This window comes from Streptomyces sp. NPDC016845 (assembly GCF_044332585.1).
Lineage (GTDB): Bacteria > Actinomycetota > Actinomycetes > Streptomycetales > Streptomycetaceae > Streptomyces.
This window is the reverse complement of sequence record NZ_JBIRPI010000023.1, coordinates 1-24,187: the sequence shown is the minus strand read 5'-3', so window position 1 is coordinate 24,187 and position 24,187 is coordinate 1. Positions and strand designations below refer to the sequence as shown.

Below are 24,187 nucleotides of genomic sequence, written 5' to 3'. Positions count from 1 at the left end.
CTCGATCGGCACGTCGTCCTCGTCCTCCAGCACCTGCTCGGCCTGCTGAAGTGGCGTGATCCGCGGTACCGCGTGAGAAACGCGATCAAGGATGCGCCTGCCCGGCCAGTCGGCCGGTCGGGCACATCCTTGCGTTCGCGTCATCGGGACAGGGAGGGGCGGGGAGGGACAGGCGCGGAGTCGTCAGCCGCGCACGGCCACGTGATAGGCGGAGGCCCACAGGACGACGGCGGACACCAGGCCCACCACGACGCGCACGCTCTCGTCCGAGACGCCGGCCGCGTAGAGGACGAGCCCGACGATCGCCGCGACGGTGAGCAGCGCGGCCGTCCACCGGTACTGCCACTGGTCGTACAGGTGCGACAGCGGGAAGAAGTGCAGGCCCACGACGAGCGCGATGCCTACGGGGATGAGCGCCGGGCGGTCGGTGGCGTTGGCCGCCGCGATCACCGCGAAGATGGCCACCACCTCGACGGAGTTGACGATGCCCACCCCGCGCGCCCACCTCTCGGGCAGGTTCACGGTCCTGGGCGAGGGCGCGGCACCGCTCCGGTACCCCAGGCGGAGAGCGCCGGCGGTCACCAGCACGGCCGCGACCTCGATCGCCACCGGCACGGCATCGGTGCCGGACCCGGTGCCGGAGGCCCCGGCGAAGGCCCACAACAGGCCGAAAACGGACAGAACTAAGGCGCCTCTGCGGCGCAATGTACGCGTGAGCGCGAGGCATTCGGCGTCCGCCGGGGAAGTGGGGGGCGGCGTCGTCGTGGGTGTCATTGGTGGAGGATACATCGGCCCTTCGCATGCGTCACCGAAAGCATGACGTATGTAAGGCTCGGGCCCCTTTTCCTTCCGCCGCCAATTCGCGACATCAAAAATGTGTTCTGAAGTTTTCGACGTTTCCGACGTTTTCGATTTCATTGCGGAAGGTGCCAGGACATGGGGGTTGACGCTCCGGAGCGCATAGCCGTGAGGCCGGGTTCCACCGACCTGACGGGGGTGCGGATCCACACACGGATGCCGGTGACACCGGCCTGGCTGGCCCGGTACATCGTCCCGGTCGCCCGGGAGTTGAGCGGGCGCGGAGTGCCCGGTGTGCAGGTGCGCCGGGGCTGGCTGCACGGACCGCACGTCGACCTCCTCGCCCCGGCGGGCGGCGGGGCGCCCGCCGGGGGCGTCGACTGGGCCGCGGTCTCCGCCGGCCTCGACGCGGGCCCCCTGGACCCGAGCCGGGCCCTGACCGAGGAGGCATACCTCGGCCAGGCACGGGAGCTGGGCCGCCTCGAAGGGGTGCAGCCGCCGTACCTGCCGCTGCGCGAGCACGGCGCCGTGGAGCACGTCGCCACCGACGACCCCGCCCTGCGCTCCCGCGATCCCCGCCTGGACGCGCTGCGCACGGTCGTGCTCGGCGCGCTCACCACCCCGGTCCTGACGACGATCGAGGCCATGGCGCAGCAGCCCCGCAGCGCCACGGTCCGCCTCGCGGAGGCGTTCGCCGCGCTCATCGACACCCACGCGCTCGGCCCGTCCTACGGTGTCTTCTCGCCGCGCTCCCATGTGGAGGCGTTCCTCGCCTGGGCGGCGCCCACCAAGGACATGCGGCCCGCCTTCCGCGAGCGCCTCGCCAGGGACGCGCCCGCGATCCGCCAGGTCGTCGAAGAGCGGCTGAGCGGCGAGGTGTCGCCCGGCGCCGCGCAGTGGCGCACCGCGTTCGCCTACGCGGCCGGGGTCCTGGACAGCGCCGTCGCCGCCGGCACCCTCACCGGCGACCTGCTCGACTCCGTCGGCGACGCCGTCGACCGCAGTGAGATGGGCCCGCCCGGGGCGACGACGGTGGTGCCGCGCGGCGCGCAGCCGGACACCGACTTCCACCGCACCGTGCACGGTTCGGGCGCCATCGACACCCCGTCACCGTTCTTCGCCGCGTACCGCCTCCTGACGAACCTCTTCTACCAGCAGCTGCCCCTGCTGACCGTCCCGCCGATGCAGCGCTACTACATGTGCTTCGCCATCGCCGAGACCGTCGACGAGGTGCTCGGCACGAGCTGGCGAGACCGCCTGAACCGGACGGCCACGACTACGGCTACGACCTCGGCCACGACCACCGCCGCACCGGAACCGACCGATGTGACGGGTCCGACCGAATTGACGGGAGCAGCATGATGACCAGCCCCGAACCCCAATGGTTCCTGCGCGTCAACCCGCTGCGCCGCAGCCGCCTCGCCGACCCCGAGCAGCGCCGCCTGCTGAGCGAACTCGCGCGCGCCGAGGCGGAGTTGGCGGACGCCGCCGAGCCCTGCTCCCAGGTGCTCTACGAGCGGATCGGCGCCGCCGGGTCGGACGCCGAGCGCCGGGAGCTGATCGCCCTGCGCCGCGCCATCCACAACGGCCGCGCCCTGCGCAAGGAGTCCGACAGCCCCGCGGCGCGCACCCCGGCCGTGGCCCGCTGGCTCGCCGCCCACCAGGAGCGCGAGCGGCTGCGCGGCGCCGTCGTCGAGGGCTACGCCGCCGCCTCCGACCGCGAACGCGCAACCCTGGCCCGCCTGCTGAGCGACGACGACCTGCTGCGCTCCCTCGCCCTGGTCGCCCCCGAGGTGCACCAGGAGGCCGAGCGCTACCGCAGCGCCGTCCAGGGCCCCGGCAAGGTCTCCGCCCGCACCCGCAAGTCGGAGCGCGGTCTGATCCAGTACGTGACCCGGGCCATGGTGCGCACCAGCCCGCTGTCCCGGTTCACCGCCGTCGGCATCGCCGAGCCGGCCCCCGCCACCGACGAGGCGGCCGTACGCCCCGGAGAGGTCGCCTTCACCGGCGCCGAGGCGGTCCCCGGCCTGGACCGCGTCATGCTCGGCTACGCACTCGGCGACCAGGGCCGGGGCCAGGACGAGGAGGACACGGACCCGGCCGAGCTGTGGGTGGGCGTCCCGCCGACCTCCGCGCCCGACCCCGCCGCGGGCAAGCTGTTCTTCCTCAACGTCACGGACCAGGGCATCCGGCGCCTCGCCCTCCCGCTCGACGGCCCCGTGGGCGACCTGCTCGACGCCCTGTCGATGGGGCCGCGCCGCTTCCCGGCCGTCGTCGCCCACGTCGCCGGACGCGCGGGCTGCTCCGCCGAGGAGGCCGACCGCCGGGTGCGGCAGGCGCTGCGGCAGGGCGTGCTGTGCACGTTCGCCCGCGCCGAGGAGTACACCGCCCGCGCCGACTACGGCGAACTGCTCACACTCCCGGCCGGAACGCGCGCGGCCGAGCTCGCGGACAAGGTGCGCACGGCCTTGCCGCGCCTGGCGGACACCCCCGCCCCGGAGCGCGGCGCGGCCCTCGCCCGCCTGCGCGCGGACCTCGGCCGGTTCAGCCAGGCCGCCGGACGGCCCGCGCACATCACGGTCGAGGAGGACTACGTCATGCCACCGCTGAAGGTGGCCTCCGCCGACTGGCACCCCCAGCTCGCCGACGTGGGCCCCGCGGTGGAGCTCCTCTCCGTCTTCGACTGGCTGCACGACGTACGGGTCCTGATGACCGCCGCGTTCGTCGAGCGCTTCGGCGCCGGGGCGAACGTGCCGCTCGCCGAGCACGCCCCCCACATCGTCGCCGAGGTGTCACGCCGGGCCGCCGCGATGGCCGCCGTCTACGGGCCGCAGGGCACCGGCGAGGCCACCGCGCTGACCGGCCTCGGCCCGGCCGACGGCAGCCTGGAGCGCATGTACCTGCTGCGCCGCGAGCTCTCCGACGCGGTGCACGCCCAGCTCACCAAGACCGCCCAGGCAGGCGCCGGCACCCTCGCTCTCACAGCGGCGGACGTGACCGAGCTGACCAGCGCCCTGCCGGACCGCTTCCGCCAGGACCCCCTCATCTACGGAGTCCTCCTCCAGCAGGCCGGTGACCAGCTCGTCCTCAACGACGGCCTGCCGGGCCACGGCATGCTCTACGCCCGCTTCCTGGAGGCCGACCGCCGTCAGGGCGGCCGCGCCCTGCCCCGCCTCGCCGAGCGCCTCGACCGCTTCTACGGGCACGACGGCACCCGCGTCACCGAGGACCTGGGCCTGCACCGGCTCAACGTCAACGCGCACACCCCCGTCCTGCCCGGCGGCCTCACCGCCGAGGACTGGTTCACCCTGCGCCTGGCCCACGACGCGGCGACGGACACGCTCACGGTCGAGGACGCCGACGGCAAGCCGCTGCGCGTCCTGCCCCTGGGCACCGGCCACCCGGGTCTGTTCCCGCCGCCCCTGTCGGTCGCCTCCGGGCTCGTCATCAGCGGCCGCCTCTTCAACAGCCTCCCCAACTCCTGGCACTCGGCGACCCCCTGGGACGGCGAGGCCACCCGCACCGCACCCCGGATGACGGTCGGCGACGTCGTCATCGGACGCCGCCGCTGGTACGGCGGGACCGAGCTGGACACGGCCGTCGCCGCCGGCCCCGACGAGCACGAGCGGCTCCTCGCCCTGACGGCATGGCGGGCCCGGCACGGCGTCCCGGAAGAGGTCGTCATCAAGTCGGCCCCCGACGACGAAGGCCCCCTGTCGGTCGGCGCACCCGACGTCCAGTCCAAGCGCCTCCAGCAGAAGCCCCAGTACGTGGACCTCTCCAGCGCCCTCGCCGCCCGCGTCCTGCCCCGCATGCTGGAGCGCCGCGGCGGCGGCGCCGACTACCTGGAAGAGGCGCTGCCCGGCGTCACCGACGGCACCCACGCCACGGAGTGGGTCCTCGAGGTCGGCCGCGCGGCCGGCGGCGCATACACGTACGCCCCGCAGAACCCGGCACCGGAAGGAGATGGCTCATGACACTGACCGAGACGGAAGCGGAGGCGGAGCGGGGCACACGCACCCCCGAGGCCGACCGGACCGCCGAGGCACCCGAGACCCCGGGCCCGCCCCTCAGGACCCGCCCCGGACTGCACTGCGCACCGGTCGCGGGCGGCGTCTACTTCAACGGGACGCGCGGCCAGTTCGTGCTCCGCGGCTCCGACATCCTCTACGCCGTGGCGGACGTCTGCCTGCCGCTCCTGGAGGCCGGCACGACCGAGAACGCGCTGGTCGCGGAGTTCGGCACGGAACGCGCACGGCCCGCCGTACGCCACCTCGTCACCAAGCTCCGCGAGAACGGCCTGCTGCTCGACGCGGCGACGCTCACCACACCGGAGCCCCCTGCCGCGCTGCGCGCTCCGCACGCCGAGAGCCTGGCCCGGCTCGCCGCCCACCTCGACGACCCGTACGCCGCGTTCGCCCGGCTGCGCCGCACCTCGGTGGAGCTGCGCGGCCCGGCGACGGCCGTGGACCCGGCCCGCCGCGGCCTGCACCGGGCCGGGGTCGCCCGCACGACGGTGACCGCGCAGGGGGACGAGGCGGCCTTCTCGCCGCTGCCCGCACACCTGATCCCCGTCTGCGACCCGGCGATGTACGCCGACCCCGCCCTGCTCCCCGTCGGCGACCCGGCGGTGCACGGCGGGCCCGCCGCCCCCAGAGCGGTGATCGAGTTCCTCGACGGTGACGGTGACGGTGACGGTGTCCGTGGCGGGACCTGGGCCGAAGAGCCGGGCACGGTCCACGTCCCCGTCCTGCTCGGCCCCGGCATCGGCCTCGTCGGACCCGTCGGCGCGCGCCCCGCCGCCTGGCGCGTCCTGCGCGACCGCGCCCTCGCCTGGGCCCGGGCCGAGGGCGTCGGCCCGGCGGCGGGCCCGGTGGCGCACTCCCTGGCGGGGGCCCTCGCCGCGCAGCTCCTGGCCGACACCCTCACGGGTGTCGCGGAGCCCGGCGAGGCCCATGTCGTCCACGGCCCCGGTCTGACGGCCGACCGCATCACCGTCGCGGGCGCCCCCGCGACCGAAGCGGTCACCGTCGTTCTCGACGACGCTCCCGCCGAACCGCTGCCCGACCCGGAGGACGTGCTCGAACCGGCCCGGGCCGTGACCGCCCGCTGGACCGGCCTCTTCGCCCTCCCGCAAGGAGAGCGGCTGCCCCAGATGCCGCTCGCCCTGCGCGCGGCGGAGCACCGGGCCGACCGCACCGGCACCGTCCTCGCCTGGGCGGGCCACCAGGAGGCCGCGACCGTGGCCGCCGCCCTGGCCGCGCTGCGCGACCGGGCCCGCGAAGGGCCCGGCACCCCGGCCGCCGGCCTCACCCGCGAACACTGGCTGCTCGACGGCGTGCTACGTCAACTCGCGCCACATGCACGCGAGTTGGCGACAAGGGCCGTCCTCGATCCCGAGGCGGAACGCATCCTCGACGCGCTGCGCACCCACCTCGCCCCGGCCGCCGGACCGGACGTCACTCTCTCCCGGGCCGACGGAGTCGACTGGTTCCTTGCCGCGGTCACGGTCGCGGGCCGCCGCCTCGGTGCGGGCTGGGGCGCTACCGCCGCCGAAGCGGCGCACCACGCACTCGGCACAGCCCTGGCGGTCGCCCAGACGGACGGCGCGACCGTCGTCCCCCCGCTGTCCACCGACGCCCTGTCGACCACCGACGCCGCCACCCGCGCCGCACTGCGCGCACAGCTCACCGCTCTCGCCGCGTACCAGGGCGCCACGTACCAAGGGCACGCCCACCGCACGGACCCCGTCCTCGGCGAAGTCCCCTTCTGGTACGGCCCGGTGATTGCCCTTCCCGCCCAGGAGCCCACCGATGCCGACGACTGACCCGCGCACCGCCGACCCGGTGCTCCCCGGCCCCGCGCTGCCCGCGACCATGCACGACGACTGGCTGGAGCCCTTGGCGGCGCTCGCGCGCACGACGGGCGCCACCGTCTCCGTGAACCTCGGGTGGGACCTCGACTGGGAGCGCGGCCCCATCGAAGCCGCGCCCGGCACACCCCACCTCTCGGTACGCGTCCACGACGACGAGGTCATGATCGGCCCCCTGTGGGTGCCCGGCACCGACTCCGGCTGCGCCGCCTGCGCCGAGGTCCGCGAACGCACCGTCCTCGACCACCCCCTGGTCGGCGACCTGACCCAGGCCACCCGCGCCACCGCCGCGCCCGCCCCGCTCCTGCCCGAGCTGCTGCGCTCCGCCCTGGCCCACCTGGCGGACCGGCCGCTCGCGCCGGGCGAGGTGTACGCGGTGACCCCGCGCGGCGCCCGGCGCCACCGCATCGCCCGCAGCTTCTGGTGCCCGGTCTGCGGCCCGTCGCCCGAGGACCTCGTCAGCACGGACACGCCCCCGGCGCCGAAGGTCCTGCAACCCCGTCCGGCGGTCCCCGGCGACGCCACGCGCACCGCCGCCAGCCGCCTGGTCACCCCCGGCCACCTGCGCGATCGCCTCGTCGACGAACGGTTCGGCCCCGTCCGCGCCATCCTGCGCGAGTCGCATGCCCCGTTCGCGATGAGCATGGCCGTCGTCGCGGACGCCCCGGCGATGGGCCACGGCAGGGCCCGTACGTTCGAGGAGACAGAACCGGTCGCTGTCCTGGAGGCGTACGAGCGCCTGGGCGGATACCCGTACGACATCCCCCTGCTGACCGGCCGCTCCTACCGCGACGTCGCCGAGCACGCCGTCGACCCGGACACCCTCGGCCGCTACACCGCCGAACAGCTCGCCCACCCCACCAGCCGGGCCACGCCCTTCACGGCGGACACCCCGATGGACTGGGCGTGGGGCCACGACCTGGCCGACGGCAGCCCGCTGCTCGTCCCGGCCGACCACGCCTTCTACCAGTACGAGTACGCGTTCCGCAGGGACCGCCGCGCGGCCCGCGTCGCCGGTGCCGCCCACCGCAAGCACTACTTCTTCGACTGCTCCAGCGGCTGCGCCGTCGGCGCCAACTACGAGGAAGCCGCCCTGCACTCGCTCTTCGAACTGGCCGAGCGGGACGCGTTCCTGACCGCCTGGTACCGGGCCGAGCCGCTGCCGCACATCCCCGTCTCCACCCTCACCGACCCCACCAGCCGGGCCATGATCGACCTGATCCGCTCGCGGGGCTTCGACGTCCATCTGCTCGTCGCCACCCAGGACATCGCGCTGCCGGTGGTGTGGGTCATCGCCGTCAACGAGAAGAACCCGTTCCCGGCGACGTTCTCCTCCGCCGGTTCGGGCGCCGACCCGCAGTCCGCGATCCGCGGCGCCCTGCGCGAGGTCGCCCAGCTCGTCACCAACCCGGTCGACTGGACCCGCGAGCAGGTCGAGCCCATGGTCGACGACCCGTGGCTGGTCGAGGAGCTGGAGGACCACGTGCGGTTCTCCTCGCTGCCCGAGACCCGCGACCGCGCCCTGTCCGGGCTCGGCGGCCGGGCTGTCACCCTGGAGGAGGCCTTCCCCGACTGGCCCGGCCGGCTCGAACGCGCCGCCGGCGGCGACGTGCGCACCACCCTCGCCTACGTCGCCTCGCTCTTCGCCGACGCCGGACTCGACCGCATCGTCGTCGTCGACCAGACCAGCCGCGAACACGCCGACACCGGGATCGCGGTCACCCGCGCCGTCGTCCCCGGCATCGTCCCGATGTGCTTCGGCCACGCCCAGCAGCGCCTGGACGGACTGGACCGGCTCCGGGCCGCCCTGCGCGGCACCGCGCAGGAACACCGGGCCGTCCCCTACGACCCCCACCCGTTCCCGTGACGGCGCCCGCACCCGAGTGGACCCGCAGGGCCCCGGTCGACCTGCCGGGGCCCGAGGGCGACAACAGCATCGCGCGCGAACCCCTCTGGTACGCGTACGGCAGGGGCGAGGACCGTCCCGAGGCGCCCAGCTGGACCTACGACGCGACACCGCCCCCGGACACCCACGTCCCCCCGGCCCCGCCGCGGCCCCCGGGCCCGTCGACGACGCTGCCCCTCGGCACCACACGGCACCTCACCGCCCTGCCGTATCCCGCCCTCCCGGTCCCCGGACGCGCGCCGGACGACGCCTTGCTGCACGCCCTGACCACGACGTTCGCCCCGCTGCGCCGCGAACCGGAGAACCCCTACAACGAACACCGCCCCTACGCCTCACCCCGCTGCCTCTTCCCGGTCCACGCCTTCGTGGGCGGTGACGGTGAGAGTGACGGCGACGGCTGGCGACTCCTGGAGCCGGACCGGCACGCCCTGACCGGCCCGGCCTCCGCCGCCCCCTCGCGGATCGCCCTCACCGGCAGATACACCGCGATCCCGCCCGCCTATCAGTGGTTCCGCGGCTCGCTCGTCGCCCTCGAACTCGGCATGGTGCTGCGCGCGCTGAGCCTCGGGCTCGAACTGTCCGGAGTACCGGCGACGCTCACCCTGCCCGACGACGAGAACGCGCACGCGCCGCTGACCGAGGCGGGCCTCGCCCGCACCTGGGAATGGTCGCTGCCGTGGCTGATCGAGACGACGGGCACGCCCCGGCGGCGCTCTTCGACACCCTCGGCCGCCGAGACCCCGGTACCGGACGGCGACCCGTCCCTGACGGACGTCGTACACGTCAACAGGGGCCAGCTGTACGGGAGTTCACCCGAGCCGCTGACGACAGCGGTGCCCGCCGGCCTGCCCCCGTCCCCGCTCACCCCCGACTGGGCCGAACTCCTGTGGCGGCGCCACTCCGGCCGGATGCCGCGCAGCCTGCACGGCATGGACTCCGTCGCCCGCCACGCCCCGCTGCCCGCGTCCGCCCTGCGCACGGCGATGGCCTGGCTCGGTGTGCCGCCGCCGCACCCCGCCCTCGCCGCCGCCTTCGACGCGGTCACGGTGACCGCCGTGACCCAGCACATCGACGGATACGCGGCGGGCGTCCACCGCCTGCGCGACGGGGCCGCACACCTGGTGCGGGCCGACCCCACCGCGCCCGCCGGGCTCGAAGCGCATTACGGCTACGGCCTGTCGCCCGTCAACGGCTGCGGCGTCGCCAAGGCCCCCCTCACCGTCTTCTTCTCCGTACGCCCCCGCGAACTGTTCGCCCGCTTCGGCCCCGCCGGCTGGGGCGCGGCCCAGCACGCCTGCGGCTGGGCCGTCCACGGACTGTGCCTCGCCGCCGCCGCGACCGGCCTGTTCGCCCGCCCCGTACGGGCCTTCAAGGAGATCCCCACCAAGGAGGTCATCGGCCTGGACGACGACGAGACGATCGTTCTCTCCGCCGTCGTGGGCGTCCCCCGGGAGAGCGGAGGCCCCGTGCTCGACCTGCGCCTCTGAGCCGCCCCCGCCACCGCCCCTCCGGACAAGGGAGTTCGCATGCCCGACACCACGACAACCACGGCCCCCCAGCGCTGGAGCGCCTGGCACCTGCATCTGGGCACGACCGCGCGCACGGCGCACGACCGCGTCCTGACGGACGTCATCGGCCCCACCGTCGCCGGACTGCCGCCCGGCACCGAGTGGTTCTTCCTGCGCTACTGGCAGTCAGGACCCCACCTGCGCTTCCGCGTCGCCGACCTGACCCCGGACGCGTACGCGCACGTGGACGAAGCCCTGCGGCGACGGCTCGAGGGCGCCGGACAGCTCCGCGAGGGCGAGGAACCCCTGGCCCCCGACGCATACCAGGCAGGCGCGTCCCGGCTCGCCGCCGCGGGGGAGACGGGGGCCGACGCCACTGTGCGGAGCCTGCTCCCGCCCGGCGTGCACCGGGCCGCCTACGACCCCGAGTTCGAGCGGTACGGAGGCCGCGCCCTCATGCCGGCCGCGGAGTCGCTCTTCCACCTCTCCAGCGCACTCGTTCTGCGCCTGACCCCCTCGGTGACCGACGACTCCAGGCGGGCCCGGCTCGCCCTGCGCGGCACGCTCTCCGCGGCCGTCGCCCTCGGGGACCCGGTCGAGCGCGCCCACTACTTCGCGCGGGGCCGGGACGCCTGGCGGGCCTGGGCCGCCGACGCGGGGCACTCCGCCGGCCTTCTCGACCGGATCACCCGCATCGGCCAGGACCCGGCCACGGCCCGCGTCTCGCCCGACGCCCACGGCCCGTTCGCCGACTGGCACACGGCCCTGGCCGCGCACGCGGCCGACATCCGCCGCGCCTCGCCGACCCACCCGGGCATGATCCTCTTCTCCCACGCCCACATGCTCCACAACCGCCTGGGCCTGAGCCTCCTGGAGGAGCTGCGCACGTACGCGTGGCTGTCCCACGTCTTCCCGGTGACGACACCGGCACCGCACCTGGCACCCGTCGGCTGACAACGCCCCCCGTCGCGACGGTTGCCCGCCAAGAGGCCCGGCCGGAGATCCCCCTCCGGCCGGGCCTTCCCGTCAGGCCTTGCCGCGCAGGCGGGCGATCTGCTGCCGGGACAGTTCGACGGTGCGCCGCATGTGCCGGTGGAGCAGGGCCCGTTCGTCCTCGGTGTAGTCGGCGAACATCGCCCGCCACCCCTCGCCCAGCTCGGCCCACAGCTCCGTGATCTCCCGCATCGCCGCCGGGACGGGCTCCACCAGGACCCGGCGGCGGTCGGCCGTGTCGCGGCACCGGACCACGTAACCGGCCTTCTCCAGGCGGTCGACGAGGCGGGTCGCCGATCCGCTGGTCAGCCCGGTGAGCTCGGCGATCCGGCCGGTGGTGAACGGGCCGGGCCCGGCGGTCATCAGGTTGAGGCACTGGACGTCCGTGGGATGCAGCCCGAGATGGTCCGCGACCGCCTGATTGAACATGACGTACGAGGCCAGGTAGCGGCGGGAATCCTGCTGGAGATCCGCGAGATCGTCGGCCGGCATGCGCCCTCACTTCTCCTCAATAATATCTGCGTGACGCAGTAACTGTGTCGTACGGTAATCGCATGACGAAGGAATCCTACCGGCCCCGGCCCGTGGTGGCCGTCGCCGGAGCGACCGGCGCCCAGGGCGGCGCGGCCGCCCGCACCCTGCTCGACCAGGGCTTTCGCGTCCGGGCCCTGACCCGCACCCCCGACTCGCCCGCCGCCCGCGCACTGCGCGTCCTCGGCGCCGAAGTGCACGGGGCCGACTTCGACGACAGCGGCACACTGGAGGCCGCCCTCAAGGGCGCCGACGCGCTCTTCGCGATGTCCACGCCCTTTGGAACCGGCACCGGTCCCGAGACCGAGGTCCGGCAAGGCATCCGCCTGCTCGAAGCCGCCCGCGGCGTAGGGCACATCGTGTTCACCTCGGCCGCCCACGCCGACCGCGGCACGGGCGTCCCGCACTTCGACAGCAAGTACCGCATCGAGCAGCACCTGCGCGGCCTCGGCGTGCCGTGGACGATCCTCGGCCCGGCCGCGTTCATGGACAACCACACGAGCGAGTGGACACTGGCGGGCCTGCGCGAAGGCCGCTTCGCGCTGCCGATGCCGGCCGACCGGCCGCTGGCGCTCGTCTCCGCCCGGGACATCGGCGCCTTCGCCGCCCAGGTGGTGGCGCGGCCGGGGGAGTTCGCGGGCCGGCGCATCGACATCGCCTCGGACCGGCTGACCTGCCCGCAGATCGCGGAGGTCCTGAGCGGCGTATGCGGTCGGCCCCTCGTCTTCGAACGGCTGCCACTCGCCCGCGTCGAGGCGTTCTCGGCCGACCTCGCCGCGATGTTCCGCTACTTCACCGAGGCCGGCCTGGACGTCGACGTGGAGGCGCTGCGCCGCGACTTCCCGGAGACCGGGTGGCAGCGCTTCGGCACATGGGCGGCCACGCAGGCCTGGCAGCTCGGCTGACCGGGCCGCCGTACCTGCCGCGGCACGACGCCGAGGGGCCTCCGAGGAGGCCCCTCGATGGAGCGGCTCGCCAGCGGTGGGCGGGATCCCGGGATCATTCAGGCCGCGGGTCCCACCGGAAGCTGCGCACCGCGACGAGCGCGCCGATCACACCCCACGCCGCGAGCACCCCGAGCTCCTTCCACTGGAACTCCGAGCCCTGCGTGAACGCCGCCATGATGGCGTCGTTGAACGGCTTCACGGGCAGCAGCCCCGCGATGTTGTTCAACAGCTCGGCGTGGACCGGGAAGTAGCTGCCCGAGATGAACACCAGCGGGAACTGGATGAACTGCACGACCGCGGGCGCCGCCTCCGAGTTCTTGATGAGCGAGGCGACCCCGACACCCAGCGCGCAGAAACTGGCCGCGCCGAACAGCAGGGTGAGCGCGAGAGCGGCCCAGCCCTCCGGCAGGCCGACCCCGTACAGGTTGCCGATGCCGAGCACGAGCGCCACGTCCACGACGCTCACGACCACGCAGTGCACCAGCAGGCCCGCGAAGTACACCCAGGCCGGCAGGGGAGTGGCGTGCAGCCGCTTCAGGATGCCGGTCTGCCGGCGCATGGCGAGCACGATCGCCAGCTGCCCGTAGCAGGCGCCCAGGACGGAGACCGCCGCGATGGTCGGCGTGTAGTACTCCATGCCGTTGAGACCGAAGAAGAACTCCTCGCTCTCGCCGCCGCCGAACACGGCGCCGAAGATCGAGATGATCAGGATCGGCAGGACGAAGGTGAACACCATCGACTGCGGGTTGCGCCAGAACGACAGCTGCTCGTAGCGGATCTGGTGTGCGAGGAGCGCCAGCGAGCCGCGCGCCTCGGGCCGTTCGGCCCGCGCGCGCTTGCGCAGGCCGGCGGCGCCGGCGGGGGTCGTGTCGGTGGGGGGAAGAGTGCTGGTCATCGTCGGCTCCGTCCGGGTCGGCGGCCCCGCGGCTTGCGCCCCGTGGCGGGAATCGAGGCGTCCTGCTCCGCGTACGCGCTGGTCAGACCGAGGTAGACGTCCTCAAGGGTCGGCTGCTCGACGGTCAGCCGCTCCAGCGTCGTACCGCGCTCGAGCGCCCACGAGGTGAGCCGGTGAAGAGCGGAAGTCGCCTCCTTCGCCTCTACGGTGACGAGACCGTCCTCGGCGTCGGCGACCGTGAGCGGCACCTCACCGATGGCGGCACCGGCCGGCAGCGCGAACCGGATCCTGGTGAGCGCGCTGTCGCGGCCACCGAGCGTGTCCGGCGTCCCCGCGGCGACGATGCGCCCGGCGGCGATGACGGCGACGTTGTCGGCGAGCGCCTGCGCCTCGTCCATGTAGTGCGTGGTCAGCAGGATGGTCGTCCCGGCGTCGCGCAGATTGCGTACGGCCTCCCAGGCGCCGCGCCGGGCCCCCGGGTCGAAACCGGTGGTCGGCTCGTCCAGGAAGAGGAGTTGCGGATCGCCGATCACGCCGAGGGCGAGGTCGAGCCGCCGCTTCTGTCCGCCGGACAGGTCCTTGACCTTGGCGCCGCGCTTCTCGTCGAGCCCCACGAGGTCGATGACCTCGTCGACATCGCGAGGAGCCGGGTAGTAACCGGCGTTACGGGCGACGGTCTCCCGCACCGACAGGTACGGCTCCACGGCGATGTCCTGGAGCACGAGCCCGATCTGCCCGCGCAGCCACCGCCCGTCGGCCTTCTGCCCGGGGTCCTTGCCCAGGACGCGGACGTCGCCGCCGTCCCGCTCCCGGAACCCCTCCAGGATCTCCATCGTGGTCGTCTTGCCGGCCCCGTTCGGCCCGAGCAGCGCGAAGATCTCGCCCTCCTCGACGGCGAAGTCCACACCGCGTACGGCCTCGTGGTCCCCGTACTTCTTGAGCAGGCCCTCAACGGCCACCGCGGTCACCGCGGCCACCCCGCGCCTGGCTGCCGTGTCACTGTCACTGTCACTGGTCTCCTCCGAGCGACGGATGGCGAACTTCTTCCTCGTGCAACGAAGTTATGGCTGGCCAGACCGGTCACAGCAGTGCGGCAGCGGGAACCGATGACGTCCGTCACGCAAGCGACGACAGTTGTCAGCCCGCCGTCCGGCGGACATTGCCGCGCCCGTACCCACCGCCGATGCTCAAGTCCTCCCGACCGATGGCAGGGCGGACTGACAGTGCGACGACACGGAAGGCGGTCCCGGACGTGCAGACGGGCGATGTGAGTACAGCGGACGGAACGAAGCGGCGCTCCCTCGACACGGAGCGGCCGCACATCGCCGTCATCGGCGCGGGCATCGGCGGCCTGACCCTCGCCGGCGCGCTCACCGCGACCGGAACGCCGTACGTGATCCACGAGCAGACCCGCGAACTGGCCGAGGTCGGCGCGGGCGTCCAGCTCTCCCCCAACGCCGTCAGGCCCCTGCTCCGCCTCGGCCTCGGTGCCGCGCTCGAGGAGCACGCGGTCCGAATCGAGGCGATGGAGGTACGCGGCTGGAACGGACGGCCCATCGCCCGCACCCCGCTCGGCAGCGAGTGCGAGCGCATGTTCTCCGCCCCGTACCTGACGATCCACCGCGCCCACCTGCACGAGGCCCTGCTCTCCCTGATCGACCGCGACCGCCTGGGCCTGGGCCGACGTCTGAGCGCGCTCGAGGAACGCCCCGGCGACGCGGGCGGCGTCCGGCTCACCTTCGACGACGGCACGGTCTCGGCCGCCGACGTCGTGGTCGGCGCGGACGGCATCCACTCCACGGTCCGCGAGGTGCTGCGCCGCGACGAGGCCGTCTTCTCCGGCCTCGGCATCTACCGCGGCCTCGTCCCGGCCGACGCGCTGCCGCCCGCCGCCCGCGAACGTCTGGTCCGCCTCTGGCTCGGCCCCGGCGGCCACTTCGTCTGCTACCCCGTCGCCTCGGGCGAGCTCGTCAGCTACGCCGCGACGGTGCCGCTCGACGGCCCGCCGCCGCCCGAGTCCTGGTCCAGGGAGGGCGACCCCGACGCCTTGCGCGCGGCCTTCGGCGACTGGACGGGCCTGGTGTCCGACATCGTCACGGCGGTGGAGACGACCCACCAATGGGCGCTGCACGACCGCGCACCCCTCAGATCGTGGTCGACCGAGCGCATCACCCTGGCCGGCGACGCCGCCCACCCGATGCTCCCCTTCATGGCCCAGGGCGCCAACCAGGCGATCGAGGACGCGATGGACCTGGCCGCCTGCCTGACCGGCGCTCCGCTCTCATCGATCCCCCGGCAGCTCGCCCGCTACGAGTCCCTGCGCATGCCGCGCACCGCCGAGATCCAGCGCGGCTCACGAGGCAATGCGGGAGTCCTCCACCTCCCCGACGGCCCGGCTCAGCGCCGCAGGGACGCGCAGATGGCCGTGCACGCGGCCCTGCGCGACCGGGCCCCGCTCTACGCCCATGAGACGGGCCGCAGTGTGGTGCAGCCGGCGGCGTCCGGGGCGGCCTGAACACCTCGGCCCCTTCCGGTCACAGGAGGCGGTCGACCAGCTCGTCGACGTACTCCGGGCTGAGCCCCATGCCGAACAGGACGCGGATGTACATCGGCGCCAGGACGTGGTCCAGGAAGTCGAGCGCGTCGGGCGGGTGCTCGCCGCGTTCGCGGGCGCGGTCGAGCATGGACCGCAGTTGCCGGGTGCGTTCGTCGCGGAGGGCGTCACGCGCCTGCACGCCCTGGTCGCCGGTTCCGGCCAGGGCGAAGGCCAGGCGCAGCAGCGCCAGACCGTCGGGCCCGGTGATCTCCCGGGCCACGGCGGCCGCGTACGTGCGCAGATCACCGTCGAGGCTTCCGGTGTCGGGCATCGGCGACTGCGCGTTGAGGCGGGTCAGCGCCACGTCGCTGAGCAGGGCCTCCAGACTTCCCCACCGGCGGTAGACGCTGGAGTCGGCCACGCCCGCGCGGGCCGCGACCTCGCCGACGGTGAAGTTCCCGTAGCCGCGCTCATTGATCAGGCCGGTGACGGCCTGATGCACCTGCGCGCCGACACGGGCGCTGCGCCCGCCGGGCCGCCGGGATCGCTGTGGCTCGTTCATGCCCCCACCCTAACCCCTTAACGCAGTCAGTACTTGCGTTTGCGAGGGAGCCCCCTTACGGTCTACTAACGCAGCCGACGGCTGCGTTAGTGCAAGCGATCATCGGGAGGAACCTTCATGGCTGCATCGCCCGCGGCGTCCGCGACGCCCGTAGGCAGTCGGCCCGGACGGGCCGTACTGCTGACGGTGACGTGCCTCGGCCAGTTCATGGTCCTGCTCGACAACACGATCGTCGGAGCGGCGCTCCCCGACATGCAGCACCGCCTGGACACCCAGCTCACCGGTCTGCAATGGATCGTCGACGCCTACGTCCTGCTCGTCGCCATGCTGCTGCTGTCCGGCGGCGTCTTCGCCGACCGGTTCGGCCGCAAGCGGGTCTACCTGACCGGCGTCGCCGTGTTCACCGTCGCGTCGCTCGTGTGCAGCCTCGCGCCCTCGCTCGGCTGGCTCATCACCGGCCGGGTGCTGCAGGGCATCGGCGCGGCGGCGCTCAGCCCCGCCTCGCTCGCCCTGCTGGCCGCCGCCCACCCCGTACCGCGCGAACGCGTCAAGGCGATCGGACTGTGGGCCGGACTCAGCGGCATCGGCCTGGCCGCGGGCCCCGTGGCCGGCGGCGTACTGACGGAGGCCTTCGGCTGGCCCGCCATCTTCCTGGTCAACCTGCCCATCGGCCTGCTCCTCCTGCTGCTCGGCCTGCGCACCCTCGAAGAGACCCGCAACCCGGACGCCCCCGCGATCGACGTCCCCGGCACGGTGCTGTCCGTCCTGGCGGTGGGCGTCCTGACCTACGGCCTGATCGAGGGCGGCGCCCGCGGCTGGACCTCACCGCTCATACTGGGCAGCTTCGCCACCGCGGCGCTCCTGCTCGCCGCCTTCATCGCCGTCGAGGCGCGTCACCCCGCCCCGATGCTGCCGCCACGGCTGTTCCGGGAGCGCCTGTTCACCGTCTCCAACACCGCCATGGTCGTGGTCGGCTTCGCGCTCATGGGCTCCTCGTTCTTCTTCTCCCAGTTCTTCGTGTACGTCCAGGGCAGCTCGATCCTGCGCGCCGGCCTGCAGACCCTGCCGATGTCCCTCGCCATGGTGGTCGCCAGCCCGTACGCGGGCCGGCTCGCCGCCCGGTACGGCTTCCGCTCCGTCGTCACCACCGGCCTGGCCCTGGCCGGCCTGGGACTCCTCGCGCTCGGCACGGTCCACGCCGACACCGGCTACGGCAACGTGTGGTGGCGCCTCGCCGTCGTCGGCACCGGCTTCGCCCTGACCATGTCCCCCCTGACGGGAGCCGCCATCCAAGCGGTCAGCGCGCAGGAAGGCGGCCTCGCGTCCGGCATCAGCAGCACCACCCGCCAGATCGGCGCGGTCCTCGGCGTGGCACTGCTCGGAGCCGTCGTCCGCGCCGAGCAGTCCGGCGGTGCCTCCTTCGAGACGGGCCTCGACAGCGCCTTCCTGACCGCCGGCGCGGTCATGCTGGCCACCGCCGTGTTCACGGGCTTGTGGCTGTCGAAGTCGAAGCCCGCGCAAGCGTCGGCGGCACCGCGACGGCCCGCCGCCGAAGCCGCGCTCACCACGACGAACGAGGCCCCCGCGAAAAGCCGTTGAGGGCGAACCGGGGGCGGTCGGCCATGCCTCCCGCCCCGGTGTGCTGCCGGGCCGTGCGACCGCGGCTACCAGCGCATGCCCAACGCATCGAGGTCCCCTCGCCGCTCCGAGCTGAGCTTGCCGGCACGCCTGCGCACGTTGGCGGTCCACATGCCCAGGGCCACGGGAACCGTGCCGTCGGCGGTGACGTCGCGCCCGGTGGCGGCGGGCCCGGCGAGGTCGACCGGCACCGCCTCGACGTGCTTGCGGTCCACGTTCAGGTGCCCTTCCCGCGTGTAAAACCGCCGGGCGGCAGCGAGGTTGAGCGCCCACTTGTCATCCTGCGTACGCCGCACGGGCCGCTCGTCCTCCCCGGCGGGCTCAAGGCCGAGGACGTTCTCGACCAGCCACCGCTGGGCGGGCAGCAACTGCTCGAACCCGTACCGCTGCGCCTGCGCCCACCGCCCGAGATCCTCCCCCTGCACGACGATGTCACCAGCCCCCGTCGGCAGTCGGCCGCCCGCCCGGACACGCGCCTGGACGAGCCGGAAGCAGCGCTGCCAGGCGGTGTCCCAGACGGGGCACCAGCCGGGGTCGACCGCGTCGAGCTGCTCGCGCCGGGACTGGGCGAGCGCGCCCGCCGCTGACCCGACGGGCTGCCCGGCCGCGCGCCGCTGCGCGATCACGTCGGCGCGCTTGGCGGCCGCGCGCTGGTTCTTCGCCCACGCCCCGACGGGGTAGCCGTTCCACACGGCGGTCACGGGTGGCAGGAAGTGGCCGTGCTCGGCCGCCCACTCGCGGGCCGCGGCAAGCCCTTCCTCCCAGGCCACGTCCCAGTGCGACCACACCATGCCCAGCTCGTCGAGGTCGGCGGCCCGCTCGGCGTCGAGCCGTCCGGCCTTGCGGTTCTTGCGCTGGGTGGCGAGCCACACCCCGAGCGGGAACCCGGCCGGCGACCACGTGGCAGGGGTGACGAAGTCGTACGCCACCTTCAACTCCCCGCCCCCGGACTCCTTCACGAACCGGGCCGCCGCCTCGACCCCGCGCCGCCAGTACTCCCCTTCCGGCTCAAGGACCCGCAGCCGGACGAACCGTGCCAGCTGCGCGGCGTCCCGCGGCGAGGAGAACCTCAGCAGCTCCCGCGCCCGGCTGCTCACCGCCCCCGCCGACGGACCGCCCCGCGCGTCATCACCCTCCTGGACCTCGTCCTCGCTTGCTCCCACGACCTCATCGCCGCCCGAACCCCCGCTGCGCGCACGGGAATCGGCGAGCGCCTCGATCACCTCGGCATCGTGCGCACGCAACGCTTCCAGGATCTTCGCCAGGCCACCGTAGGCCGGGGACGTCAGCATGTCCTCGGGTTCCTCGCCCTCCTCCAGGAAGACGGGCACGATCAGGGAAGCGATCTTCCCCTGCCCGGGGCGCATGCGCAGAGCCCGCCCGACCGCCTGCACGATGTCGACCATCGACCCGCGCACGTCGCAGAACGCCACCGAGTCCGCGATCGTGTCGACACCTTCCCCGAGCACCTTCACCGAGGCCAGCACGCGCAGCGCCGCGGGCACCAGTGCAGAGCCATCGGATTCGACGACGTCGGAGGCGAACTGGGCAAGCACGGCGCGCCGGTGCGCGGGCGGATGCTCGCCGTGCAGCCAGGACGCCCACACCCGCTCCGGATCCGGATACAGCCGCCGATCCGCCTCCCAGAGCCGCCGCGCGACACCCGGGACACCCCCGGCCATGGCCTCCGCCTCGGCCACCCGCGAGTGAAAGGTCAGCACCTTGCGCAGGTTCTCCCGCGCGGCCGCCGTCACCACGCCCGCCTGCAACGCGGCAAGGCGCGCCCCGCGCACCCGCTCCGTCCCCGTACCGAGCCGCGCCCGATGCCCGTACTCCGGGTCACGGATGTCGACGCACACGACCTGGTACGGCGCGACGAGGCCCCGCCCGATCGCCTCCGACAGCGTCAGCCGGTAGGCGACAGGGCCGAAGACCGGCGAGTCCTCGCTCATGCTCGCGACCAGCCGCGCCGACGCCCCGCCCGGACCGTTCCCGGCGGCCTGCCACACCCGCGGTGTCGCCGTCATGTACACCCGGCGCGCGGCCGGGATCCGCTGCTGATCGTGGACCGCGGCCCAGGGCTTCAGCCCGTCCCCGCTCGTGCGGTGCGCCTCGTCCACGACCATGAGATCGAAGGCACCGAGCCCGGCGCCATGAGCCTGCTGCAACACGCTCACCGACGCGTACGTGGCGAACACGGTCACCCGCCCCAAGCCCCTTACCCACGCCACGAGTTCACCCGGATCGGTGGTGCAGGGCACGCCCTCGGAATCCTTGGCGGCCAGCGAGCACACGCCGACCATCGCCCCGGCCCGCCCGCCGTCCCGCCGCCAGGCGTTCGCGGTCTGCACCAGCAGATCGAGCGTGGGTACGAGGACGAGCACCCGCCGCGCGTCCAGCCTCCGCGCGGTCGCGGCGGCGATGAGGGTCTTGCCGGAGCCGGTGGCGGCGATGCACTGACAGCGCAGGCCCCCGGCCGGCAGCTGCCCGTCGGAGGGCGCCTGGAGGGCCCGTACGAGCGCGTCGACCGCCTCGACCTGATGGGGCCGCAGAACGTGTCCGGAAGCTTGCCCGGTCATCACCGTCATGCCGGTTCACCGAGGAGGGAAGGGTTCACGACGCGCACGATCGTCTCGACGTCCCGCGGGTCGGCCGCCGGCCACAGTACGCGGCGCGCGGCACGGTACTTGCGGCCCAGCCGCTCCCGCTCGGTGACGGACAACCGCGCGGCGCGGTCCGGACGGGAGTTGTGCGCGTTGTCAGCGATCTTCAACAGGACAGCCGGCGGATCGGCGGCAATCCGGCGAATCTTCTCCTCGTACTCCAAGCCCGCCTGACGGGTCACCGCCTGAACGATCTCCACGACCCGAACGGGCACACCGGCACCCACCAGCTCTTCGGCGGTCCAGTCGGTGTCCTCCAGCACGTCGTGCAGCAAGCCGGCCATGACGAGCTCGTCACCGAACGGCACGAGCCCGGCGGCGACCGCACGCACATGCTCGACATAGGCGACGCCGGCCTTGTCGACCTGTCCGGCATGCGCCCGGCCGGCCAGCAGATCGACCTCATGGACGGACATCATGCTCCGCTCTCCCTCTTCTCGCCTGCATCTGCCCCAGGGGGCTCACGCAATCCTCCCGCAGCGGTTCGGCGTCCCCGTCGGCGGCACACGGCCGCGCGGCCGCCCGTAACCTTTCCGCCCGCTCGTGCGTGTTGAGGCCGGACAGACGAATCGGGGGACCGGATGACACGGGGGGACCGCCCGGGCACGCGCTGAGCCACGTACGCCTCAGGGCAGTAAAAAGCCCTGGCTGGACGGGGGAGACCAGCCAGGGCCGTAAAGGTGTGGCACGCGGAGGGCGGTCGCCTCGCGGCGAAAGGCTCCATGGGGCTTCAGCCGAACGATCGTCCCCATGGGCTATAGGTAGGGCCCGGGGACACTGTCCCCTCCGCAGCCACACTCATATGAACGGCGTGTCGTACACGGATGTTCCCGGGCCGGGGCGGACGGGGGAGTGAACTGCGGCACATCACCCCGGGACGCATGTCGATCCTGCTCACCGACGACGAGAACCGCTACCCGTGGCCGGGGCTGCGGGCCGAACATGCCACCTCAGGACTCCGGACTCAGGCCGCTGCTGCTCGACGGTCTGGGTCCGCGCCACATCGTGCCTTCGACCGGATACGGACGGACCCGCGCTCACCCGCCGTCCGCGACGAGCGGCGTGAGCGCGCGCAGCCCCGCCACGACCTCGCCCGCATCCGGCGCCTGCTCGGGATCGGTGAGCCACTGGGTCATCAGGCCGGTGAAGAGGGCCAGTTGTGTCGCGCCGAGAGTGCGGGCGGTGGCGTCGTCGATCTGGTCCTCGGTCGTGCCGCGCAGCAGGGCGGCGAGCCCGCGCCGCCCCTCGACCTGCCCACCGGACAGGTACCGGCGCAGGTCGTCGGAGTGCTCCGCCTGCACCAGGGCCTCGAGCGTCGCGAGCCACAGCGTGCGGTCGGCGACGAAGGACTCGATCACGGCCGCCCACAGCGCCTCGTAGTGCTCGGCCGTGGTCGCGCCCCGGGTGCCGTACGAGGAAAGGGTGCGGCCCAGCCGCGTACCCCACTCGTCGATCGCCTCGATGAGCGCGGACGTCAACAGGGCCTCGCGGGAGCCGAAGTGGTAGCCGATGGCCGCCATGCTCACCCCCGACTCGGCGGCGATGTCGCGCACGGTGATGCGCGCCCAGCCCTTGTCCTCGAGGCAGCGTCGCGCTCCGGCGAGCAGGTCTGCACGGTTTCCCATGGCGGCACAGGCTACCCGCCCGCTGGCGCGTACGCTTCAAACGCCCGATCTATACAAGCGTATTGCGCGCTCGCCCAAATACCGGCTACGGTCATGCCATCGACGCCGGCCGACCCGAACCCGGCCACGGAGCAAAGGACTTGCGATGACCGACACCACCGCCCACGCCGCCGTACCCCGCCGCCGGCTCCTCCAGCTCGCCGCGGCGGGCGCCACCGTGACCACGCTCCTGCCGCTCACCGCGGGCCCCGCCGGTGCGGCCCCGCCCGGCGACCCGGTCGACGCCCTGGCGCAGCACGCCGTACCCCTGGCCGGACCGGCCGGCCTCGACGCCGTGGCCCGGATGGCCGGCTCGGCGCGTGTCGTCGGACTCGGCGAGGCCGCCCACAGCGGCCACGAGTTCTTCGTCCTCAAGACGCGCCTGTTCAAGAAGCTGGTGGCCGACCGCGGCTTCACCACCTTCGTCCTGGAGGCGAGCTGGAGCACTGGCCTGCGCCTGGACGACTATGTGGCGCACGGCACCGGCGACCCGGCCCGGATCATGCGGGAGGAGTTCCAGGGCCAGTACGTCTTCTGGAACACCGAGGAGTACCTCGACCTGATCCACTGGATGCGCCACTACAACCGCACCCACCCCGACCGCCCCCGACTCCGCTTCGTCGGCAACGACCTCGGCTACGCCGGAGCCCACGCCTACGACCTCATCCACGACTGGTGCGCCGCGCACCGCCCCGACCTCACCGCCCGGCTCGACGCGCTCTACGCCCCGCTCAGACCTGCCGCGGGCACCGAGGCAGGCGCCTGGATGGGCCGGCAACTGTCCAAGGACCCCGCCACCCGCCAGGCCGAAGCCGACAGGTCGGTCCGCGCCCTCGCACTGATCTCCTCCTGCCGCCGCCCCCGCGGACAGGCGGGCCGGGCGCAGGACCTGGCCCTGCGCACCGCGACCGCCCTCACCCAGACCTTCACCGCGTACGCCTTCCCCGACGACCGGTTCGCCGACCGCATGCGCTACCGCGACCAGGTCATGGCCGACAACACCGCATGGTGGCTCGACCACAGCCGCGGCAAGCTTCTCCTCGCCTCCAACAACGGCCACGTCGCCTACACCAGCGACAACCCCGTCGAGTTCCCCGAACCCGCCGGAGCGTTCCTGCGCCGCCGGCTCGGCACGGACTACGTCAACATCGGCCTGACCTTCGGCGCGGGCCGCATCAACGCCCTGCCCGACTTCACCGCCACCCAGCCCCGCACGTACACCGTCAAGAGCGCACCCGCCGGCCACAACGAACACACCCTCGACCAGGTCGCCGCCCAAGACTTCGCTCTGGACCTGCGCACCGCGCCGCCCGCGGCCCGCACCTGGTCCACCACGGCCCGCCCCACCCGCTCGTACGGCCTGTACTGGTCCGGCAAGCACCCGCGGACGTCCCTCGCACACTCCTACGACATCGTGGTCCACCTGCACCGAGTGAAGCCGGGCGCCCTCCGCCGGACGCCGTGAGAACGGTTACGGCGACGGAGGTCTCCAACGGCCGTGCTCCCGGCCCGGACGAGGTCGGTGGCGACCCGCGCAGGGCCAGGGGGTGCTCGCGTGTCGGAGGTGCACCTCTAGTCGCAATGCCGTTGTTTTACGGATTCGCGGGTTGGGGTCGTTGGATACGGACGGCTTGGACGCCGCCGCGGGTGGGCTGGGGCCAATGGTGGTGTTCA

18 protein-coding genes are annotated in these 24,187 nt (G+C 73.6%); 10 read left to right on the top strand and 8 right to left on the bottom strand.

The features are described 5' to 3' along the window. Positions 1–183: 183 nt before the first annotated feature. Complete coding sequence (locus tag ACH4RC_RS34840; protein ID WP_398207990.1) at positions 184–774, bottom strand: hypothetical protein; 591 nt, start codon at positions 772–774, stop codon at positions 184–186. A gap of 162 nt (positions 775–936) precedes the next feature. Here ACH4RC_RS34840 and ACH4RC_RS34835 point away from each other — a divergent pair, with 162 nt between their 5' ends. From ACH4RC_RS34835 to ACH4RC_RS34810, 6 genes are read left to right on the top strand one after another with little or no spacing between them, the layout of a single operon-like run. Next, the gene (locus tag ACH4RC_RS34835; protein WP_398207989.1) at positions 937–2,160 is read left to right on the top strand and encodes a hypothetical protein; all 1,224 of its coding nucleotides are present in this window, start codon (positions 937–939) and stop codon (positions 2,158–2,160) included. Next, entirely contained in the window at positions 2,157–4,775 is a 2,619-nt protein-coding gene (locus ACH4RC_RS34830) for a hypothetical protein (RefSeq protein WP_398207987.1), read from the top strand. Before ACH4RC_RS34835 ends, ACH4RC_RS34830 begins: the two co-directional genes overlap by 4 nt. Continuing rightward, positions 4,772–6,625 (top strand): hypothetical protein, encoded by a 1,854-nt coding sequence (locus tag ACH4RC_RS34825; RefSeq protein WP_398207985.1) that lies wholly within the window; start codon positions 4,772–4,774, stop codon positions 6,623–6,625. The genes ACH4RC_RS34830 and ACH4RC_RS34825 overlap by 4 nt, the downstream gene beginning before the upstream one ends. Further along, positions 6,612–8,537, top strand: coding sequence for a TOMM precursor leader peptide-binding protein (locus tag ACH4RC_RS34820; RefSeq protein WP_398207983.1), 1,926 nt, complete (start codon positions 6,612–6,614; stop codon positions 8,535–8,537). The genes ACH4RC_RS34825 and ACH4RC_RS34820 overlap by 14 nt, the downstream gene beginning before the upstream one ends. After that, a complete protein-coding gene (locus tag ACH4RC_RS34815) occupies positions 8,534–10,063 on the top strand; it encodes a nitroreductase family protein (RefSeq protein WP_398207982.1) in 1,530 nt (509 codons plus the stop codon). Before ACH4RC_RS34820 ends, ACH4RC_RS34815 begins: the two co-directional genes overlap by 4 nt. Positions 10,064–10,102: 39 nt before the next feature. Next, a complete protein-coding gene (locus tag ACH4RC_RS34810) occupies positions 10,103–11,038 on the top strand; it encodes a thiopeptide-type bacteriocin biosynthesis protein (protein ID WP_398207980.1) in 936 nt (311 codons plus the stop codon). A 72-nt stretch (positions 11,039–11,110) separates the two neighbouring features. Here ACH4RC_RS34810 and ACH4RC_RS34805 read toward each other — a convergent pair whose 3' ends face one another. Further along, positions 11,111–11,569 (bottom strand): MarR family winged helix-turn-helix transcriptional regulator, encoded by a 459-nt coding sequence (locus tag ACH4RC_RS34805; RefSeq protein ID WP_398207978.1) that lies wholly within the window; start codon positions 11,567–11,569, stop codon positions 11,111–11,113. A 62-nt stretch (positions 11,570–11,631) separates the two neighbouring features. Between ACH4RC_RS34805 and ACH4RC_RS34800 the strand changes: the two genes are divergently transcribed. Continuing rightward, the gene (locus tag ACH4RC_RS34800; RefSeq protein ID WP_398207977.1) at positions 11,632–12,513 is read left to right on the top strand and encodes an NmrA/HSCARG family protein; all 882 of its coding nucleotides are present in this window, start codon (positions 11,632–11,634) and stop codon (positions 12,511–12,513) included. Positions 12,514–12,607: 94 nt separating this feature from the next. On the opposite strand, the gene ACH4RC_RS34795 is transcribed toward ACH4RC_RS34800, so the two are convergent. Together ACH4RC_RS34795 and ACH4RC_RS34790 are read right to left on the bottom strand one after the other, a co-directional pair. Beyond that, complete coding sequence (locus ACH4RC_RS34795) at positions 12,608–13,450, bottom strand: ABC transporter permease (RefSeq protein ID WP_398207975.1); 843 nt, start codon at positions 13,448–13,450, stop codon at positions 12,608–12,610. After that, positions 13,447–14,418: an ABC transporter ATP-binding protein gene (locus ACH4RC_RS34790; protein ID WP_398207974.1), complete on the bottom strand. Its 972-nt coding sequence runs from the start codon at positions 14,416–14,418 to the stop codon at positions 13,447–13,449. The genes ACH4RC_RS34795 and ACH4RC_RS34790 overlap by 4 nt, the downstream gene beginning before the upstream one ends. Before the next feature lie 299 nt (positions 14,419–14,717). Here ACH4RC_RS34790 and ACH4RC_RS34785 point away from each other — a divergent pair, with 299 nt between their 5' ends. Beyond that, the gene (locus ACH4RC_RS34785; RefSeq protein ID WP_398207973.1) at positions 14,718–15,965 is read left to right on the top strand and encodes an FAD-dependent monooxygenase; all 1,248 of its coding nucleotides are present in this window, start codon (positions 14,718–14,720) and stop codon (positions 15,963–15,965) included. A gap of 19 nt (positions 15,966–15,984) precedes the next feature. Here ACH4RC_RS34785 and ACH4RC_RS34780 read toward each other — a convergent pair whose 3' ends face one another. Further along, a complete protein-coding gene (locus tag ACH4RC_RS34780) occupies positions 15,985–16,548 on the bottom strand; it encodes a TetR/AcrR family transcriptional regulator (protein ID WP_398207971.1) in 564 nt (187 codons plus the stop codon). Positions 16,549–16,665: 117 nt separating this feature from the next. Between ACH4RC_RS34780 and ACH4RC_RS34775 the strand changes: the two genes are divergently transcribed. Continuing rightward, positions 16,666–18,147: an MFS transporter gene (locus ACH4RC_RS34775; protein ID WP_398207969.1), complete on the top strand. Its 1,482-nt coding sequence runs from the start codon at positions 16,666–16,668 to the stop codon at positions 18,145–18,147. A 65-nt stretch (positions 18,148–18,212) separates the two neighbouring features. On the opposite strand, the gene ACH4RC_RS34770 is transcribed toward ACH4RC_RS34775, so the two are convergent. From ACH4RC_RS34770 to ACH4RC_RS34760, 3 genes are all read right to left on the bottom strand, one after another. Further along, the gene (locus ACH4RC_RS34770) at positions 18,213–20,774 is read right to left on the bottom strand and encodes a Helicase associated domain protein (RefSeq protein ID WP_398207967.1); all 2,562 of its coding nucleotides are present in this window, start codon (positions 20,772–20,774) and stop codon (positions 18,213–18,215) included. Further along, complete coding sequence (locus ACH4RC_RS34765; protein ID WP_398207965.1) at positions 20,771–21,268, bottom strand: HD domain-containing protein; 498 nt, start codon at positions 21,266–21,268, stop codon at positions 20,771–20,773. Before ACH4RC_RS34765 ends, ACH4RC_RS34770 begins: the two co-directional genes overlap by 4 nt. 618 nt (positions 21,269–21,886) lie before the next feature. Beyond that, positions 21,887–22,474 (bottom strand): TetR/AcrR family transcriptional regulator, encoded by a 588-nt coding sequence (locus ACH4RC_RS34760; protein WP_398207963.1) that lies wholly within the window; start codon positions 22,472–22,474, stop codon positions 21,887–21,889. Between the two features lie 145 nt (positions 22,475–22,619). On the opposite strand from ACH4RC_RS34760, the gene ACH4RC_RS34755 reads away from it, so the two are divergent. Beyond that, entirely contained in the window at positions 22,620–23,978 is a 1,359-nt protein-coding gene (locus ACH4RC_RS34755) for an erythromycin esterase family protein (protein ID WP_398207961.1), read from the top strand. Positions 23,979–24,187 lie beyond the last annotated feature (209 nt).

Bases quoted from the DNA above. Each gene is read 5' to 3' on its own strand.
- ACH4RC_RS34760 (WP_398207963.1), bottom strand. From the start codon at position 22,474: ATGGGAAACCGTGCAGACCTGCTCGCCGGAGCGCGACGCTGCCTCGAG.
- ACH4RC_RS34775 (WP_398207969.1), top strand. From the start codon at position 16,666: ATGGCTGCATCGCCCGCGGCGTCCGCGACGCCCGTAGGCAGTCGGCCC.
- ACH4RC_RS34770 (WP_398207967.1), bottom strand. From the start codon at position 20,774: ATGACGGTGATGACCGGGCAAGCTTCCGGACACGTTCTGCGGCCCCAT.
- ACH4RC_RS34805 (WP_398207978.1), bottom strand. From the start codon at position 11,569: ATGCCGGCCGACGATCTCGCGGATCTCCAGCAGGATTCCCGCCGCTAC.
- ACH4RC_RS34780 (WP_398207971.1), bottom strand. From the start codon at position 16,548: ATGAACGAGCCACAGCGATCCCGGCGGCCCGGCGGGCGCAGCGCCCGT.
- ACH4RC_RS34800 (WP_398207977.1), top strand. From the start codon at position 11,632: ATGACGAAGGAATCCTACCGGCCCCGGCCCGTGGTGGCCGTCGCCGGA.
- ACH4RC_RS34765 (WP_398207965.1), bottom strand. From the start codon at position 21,268: ATGATGTCCGTCCATGAGGTCGATCTGCTGGCCGGCCGGGCGCATGCC.
- ACH4RC_RS34820 (WP_398207983.1), top strand. From the start codon at position 6,612: ATGCCGACGACTGACCCGCGCACCGCCGACCCGGTGCTCCCCGGCCCC.
- ACH4RC_RS34840 (WP_398207990.1), bottom strand. From the start codon at position 774: ATGACACCCACGACGACGCCGCCCCCCACTTCCCCGGCGGACGCCGAA.
- ACH4RC_RS34835 (WP_398207989.1), top strand. From the start codon at position 937: ATGGGGGTTGACGCTCCGGAGCGCATAGCCGTGAGGCCGGGTTCCACC.
- ACH4RC_RS34825 (WP_398207985.1), top strand. From the start codon at position 4,772: ATGACACTGACCGAGACGGAAGCGGAGGCGGAGCGGGGCACACGCACC.
- ACH4RC_RS34810 (WP_398207980.1), top strand. From the start codon at position 10,103: ATGCCCGACACCACGACAACCACGGCCCCCCAGCGCTGGAGCGCCTGG.
- ACH4RC_RS34755 (WP_398207961.1), top strand. From the start codon at position 22,620: ATGACCGACACCACCGCCCACGCCGCCGTACCCCGCCGCCGGCTCCTC.
- ACH4RC_RS34795 (WP_398207975.1), bottom strand. From the start codon at position 13,450: ATGACCAGCACTCTTCCCCCCACCGACACGACCCCCGCCGGCGCCGCC.
- ACH4RC_RS34830 (WP_398207987.1), top strand. From the start codon at position 2,157: ATGATGACCAGCCCCGAACCCCAATGGTTCCTGCGCGTCAACCCGCTG.